Raw genomic sequence first — 4,390 nt, forward strand, 5'->3', positions numbered from 1 at the left:
GGGCCCCGCCGTGTGGCTCACCGAACTCTCGACGGGTTCGGGGGGCGCGATCAACGTGGCGGGGAGTCTGCGCATGCAGAGCTACAAGATGGCGCTGGCGATCGCCTCGCCCTACACCACGGCGGAGGTCCGCGGCGTGCGCACGCGCGAAGCCGTGGAGGAGTTCGGCAGAAGGCTCCGAAGCCAGGGCCTCCTGAACGGCCTTCCCGCCGGGCGCGAGCACCCGGTGAGGATCCGCTACGACGAACTGGAAAAGACCTTCACCAACGTGATCCAGCCGAGCGCGATCGGGTCGATCACGAGCGAAGAGGACCGGCGCCGGTTCCTCGACAACATCCCCACCTTCGTCGACCGGGTGGACGGCTTCGTCTTTGCCCTGGAAGCGGACCTGAACGCCCGCCTGCGGCTGCTCAAAATCGTGCTGACCGTCACTCTGTCGGGCGCGCTCGGCGTCACCTTCCTGATGCTCTGGATCATGCGGCGCCGGATCTTCGACCCGATTCTGGAATTGGGCCGCGCCTTGGGAAGCGTGCGGGAAGGCGGGTTCGACGTGCGCGTCGAAGAGGGCGAACGCAACGAAATCGGTCTCCTTCGCCGCGACTTCAACTTCATGACCGAGGAGTTGGGAAGGCTCTACGGGTCCTTGGAAGCGGAAGTGGCCGCGAAGACCGCGGACCTGCATCAGAGAAACGAACTCCTCGGGCTCTTGAACCGCGCCGCGGAGGCGCTCCAGAGCGAAGGTGCGGGCTTTGAGGCCGCCGTGCGGGACGTGCTCCGGGAAGCGGAAGGCTTTCTGAAGTGCACGGGGCTCGCGGTCTACGTGCGCCCTGCGGACGGGACCGAACTCATCCGCTTTGCGGCGACGGACGACTGGACCGACGCCGAGGCTCGCCGCGCCGAGATGCGCGGCGCCTCGGGCGACGTGATGGGGGAAATGCGCGCCCTGGGGCTCCCCGACGACGACGGGAGCGTCAACGCGCTCGAAACCCTGGCCGGCATCATGGGGCGCGCCTTGGAGCGCGCCGTGAAAAAGCAGGACGAGCGGCGCCTCGCCGTGCTGGAGGAGCGCTCCACCATCGCGCGCGAGCTCCACGACTCGATCGCGCAGTCGCTCTCCTTCTCGCGCATTCAGCTTCTGCGCCTGCAGCGCGCGGTCGACGGGGGCGCCGCAAGGGACGAAGTGTCGTCCATCACGGCGGAACTCCGCGAAGGGATTTCAAGCGCCTACCGGCAGCTCCGTGAAGTGTTGACGGCCTTCCGCCTCCAGGTGAACGCTTCGGGGTTGGCGGGCGCCGTCGACGAGACGGTGCGCGCGTTCGAAAACCGCACTGGGGTTCCCGTGCGGCTTCAGAACCGCTACCTCGGGGCGGAGCTCACCGCGAACGAGTTGGTGCATCTCACCCACATCCTGCGCGAAGCCTTGTCCAACGTCGAAAAGCACGCCCGCGCGAAGAGCGTTGCGGTGACGGTGGAGGGGTTGGAAGGCGGCGGCTTCCGGTTGGCGGTCGAAGACGACGGGATCGGCCTTCCGGAGAAGGCCGAGAAGGCCTCGCACTTCGGGCTCGGGATCATGGCCGAGCGCGCCCAGGCGCTCCACGGGACGCTAACCTGCTCGCGCAGGCCCGAAGGCGGAACCAAAGTCGAATTGATCCGTCCGGCCTTATACTGAATTCACTGCCCATATTTCCTTGAGACCCGCCATGACCTCAACGATCCGAACCGCCGATCGACACACCGTACTCGTCGTCGACGACCATCCGCTCTTTCGCCGCGGCGTGCGGGAGCTCCTCAGCCTGGAATCCTCGATCGAGGTCGTGGGTGAAGCGGGCGGGCGCGACGACGCCCTGGAGCTCGCCCGCAAGTTCGAGCCCGACCTGATCGTGCTCGACCTCAACATCAAGGGGTCTTCGGGCGTCGAAATCCTTACGGCCTTGAAAGACGAAGATCCTTCGCGACGCGTCGTCATCCTGACGGTGAGCGACGCGGCGGCGGACTTGTCCGCCTGCATCCGCGCGGGCGCGGACGGGTACTTCCTCAAGGACATGGAGCCCGAGCTCTTCCTCGAAAACATCAAGCACACGTTGGAAGGCGGCACCATCGTCGACCCGTCGATGGTGGGGATGCTCACCGAAATGCTCCGCACGAAGGCGCAGGCCGCACCGGAAGTGGCGCCCATCCGCTTCACGGAGCGTGAGCGCGAGGTTTTGGATCTCATCGTGCGCGGGCTCACCAACAAGCAGATCGCCCGCGAACTCGCGATCTCGGACGGCACCGTCAAGGGCCACGTCAAGCATCTTCTGAAGAAGCTCGGCGTCAAGAGCCGCGTCGAAGCGGCCGTGTGGGCCTCCGCGCAGGAGCACTGACCGCCGCGTCGTCACGACGCAAAAATTTCACCGCCGGAACGCCGAAACGCCCGAATTCTCCAGGAGAGTCCGGGCGTTTTCAATGGGTCGGGCTGACAAAGTTTTCGGCCGTCCGTAGGCCTGACGATCCCGAGGATCGTCAGGCCCACAGAGAGACCTCATGCGCTTCAGCGGACGCTGTCGTTCGGGTCCGAGGCCGGGTAGGCGGGCGCGGCGGAGGACTGCCCGTGGCAGAGCATGCACTCCCAACGAAGGCCGTCCAAACCGCCCTTCGCGTCGTAGTGCGACTTGGGGATCTCGCCCTTTTGGCGGGTCTCGCCCTTCTGCGCGCGGTGGCACATGATGCAGGCGTTGTTGTCCTTCGTGATCGGGAGGTAGCTCTCGACCGGGTGCGGCACGACGCCGGGAGCGCCGACGAGCGGGGCGTCCGCGGCGAAGGCGGCCGTACCCGTGAGGACGAGGGCCGCCGTGGCGGCGGCAAGAAGGCGCGTACGGATCATGATGGGGTCTCCTTGTTGTCGGGGCGGCGGTGAAGGGGCGTCGACCAGCGGAGCGCGTCTTCGGGGCAGACGGCCGTGCAGCGGCCGCAGAGAAGACATTCGCCCGTGGGGACGGCGCCCTTTTGCGCCATCGTTTTGAATTTCAGAATCTGCTGCTCGGGACAGACCCGCAGGCAGTCGCCGCAGCGCGTGCAGCGCGCGTCGACGAAGCGGATCCGCACGAGGGGTTTGGGGTTGAGGCGCCCGACCACGGCCCAGAAGGCGCCCAAGGGGCAGAGTTTCGAGCACCAGAGGTTGGGGCCGAGGGCGATCTCCAAGGCGGCCAACCCCAGCGCGGCGGAAAGGCCCGAGAGGCCCGTCCCCCAGACGACGTCGCGCCAGAGAAGCCCCTGCGGGCTCACGGGCTCGAACGCGGCCGAACCCGTGACGGCGCTCGCCAACAGGACGCCCGCGCAGAGCGCGTAGCGCACGCCGTTCGGAATCCGAAGGTCGGCGGTAAGCCCGAGGCGCTTCCGGAACCACGTCGCCGTTTCGGTGACGGCGTTCATCGGACACACCCACCCGCAGAAGGCGCGCGAGCCGACGAGGGCGTAGAAGAGCAACGCCAGTCCCGCGCCCGAGAGAACCGCCGCCGTCGGGATCATCCCGGCGGCGAGGCGCTCCAACGCCGCGAAGGGGTCCGAGAGATGCACCGCGCCCAGCCAGAGCGAGGCGCTCAGGTCGCCCGAGAGCCAGGTCCAGCCGAAGCGCGCCGAAGCCGCCATCAGCGTGAGGAGGCCGAGCGCGGTCACGCGCCGCGCGAGCGTCCAGCGCACGCGGCGGAGCTTTTCCCGCAGGGTGCGGGGTTCGGGGAGATGCCGCACGCTCGTCATAGGATGTTCTCGTTCAGGTAGTCGAGGCCGCCCGCTTCCTCAGAAGACGGCGTCTTCTCTTCGGGCACCTCCTCGCGTAGGTTCTTCGGGTCGTCCGACGGGAGCCAACTCAACCGGTAGTGTTTCCCGATCGCGCCCAACACCGCATCCGGGTCGACGACCCGGATCGCGGGCTTGTCCGTGGGGCAGGACTTTTCGCAAAGTCCGCACCCGGTGCAGGCGTCGGGGTGCACCGTCGGGACGAAGATCGTGTGGCGGGAGAGTCCGCGCGGGTGCATCTCGAGCGTCAGCGCCTTCCCGGTCTCGGGGCACTCCCGCAGGCACACCTCGCAGCGAAGCCCCTGAGTCGAGAGGCACGAGGCCGGGTCGACGACGGCGACGCCCATGCGGGCCTTCGCGATGTCGTCCAACTCCGGGTCGAGCGCCCCCGTCGGGCACGCCTTCACGCAGGGGATGTCCGCGCACATGTAGCAGGGGATGTCCCGCGGCGTGAAGTAGGGCGTCCCGATCGGCGCCGGGTCGCCGATGGCGGCCAAGCGGAGCGTGTCGTAGGGACAGGCTTTGACGCACTGCCCGCAGCGCGCGCAGGCGGCGAGAAAGGCCTTCCCGGGGAGCGCCCCGGGCGGCCGGGGCACCCACGGGCGCGGCGCGTCCG

The 4,390-nt window shown here is 68.0% G+C and carries 5 protein-coding genes; 2 read left to right on the forward strand and 3 right to left on the reverse strand.

Annotated features, from left to right (window positions below; genetic code table 11):
* Window positions 1–1,669, forward strand: a 1,669-nt coding sequence (locus tag HMPREF9440_RS04110; protein ID WP_008541780.1) for a histidine kinase, incomplete at its 5' end; no start/stop codon positions are given.
* Window positions 1,670–1,700: 31 nt separating this feature from the next.
* Entirely contained in the window at window positions 1,701–2,363 is a 663-nt protein-coding gene (locus HMPREF9440_RS04115; protein WP_008541781.1) for a response regulator, read from the forward strand.
* Between the two features lie 167 nt (window positions 2,364–2,530).
* On the opposite strand, the gene HMPREF9440_RS04120 is transcribed toward HMPREF9440_RS04115, so the two are convergent.
* From HMPREF9440_RS04120 to napG, 3 genes are all read right to left on the reverse strand, one after another.
* Window positions 2,531–2,863: a nitrate reductase cytochrome c-type subunit gene (locus tag HMPREF9440_RS04120; RefSeq protein WP_008541783.1), complete on the reverse strand. Its 333-nt coding sequence runs from the start codon at window positions 2,861–2,863 to the stop codon at window positions 2,531–2,533.
* Window positions 2,860–3,735, reverse strand: coding sequence for a quinol dehydrogenase ferredoxin subunit NapH (napH, locus tag HMPREF9440_RS04125; protein ID WP_008541784.1), 876 nt, complete (start codon window positions 3,733–3,735; stop codon window positions 2,860–2,862). The genes HMPREF9440_RS04120 and napH overlap by 4 nt, the downstream gene beginning before the upstream one ends.
* Window positions 3,732–4,390: ferredoxin-type protein NapG (gene napG / locus HMPREF9440_RS04130; RefSeq protein ID WP_040763533.1), on the reverse strand; the 659-nt coding region annotated here is incomplete at its 5' end. The genes napH and napG, both read right to left, overlap by 4 nt.

Source organism: Sutterella parvirubra YIT 11816 (assembly GCF_000250875.1).
Classification (GTDB): Bacteria; Pseudomonadota; Gammaproteobacteria; order Burkholderiales; family Burkholderiaceae_F; genus Sutterella; species Sutterella parvirubra.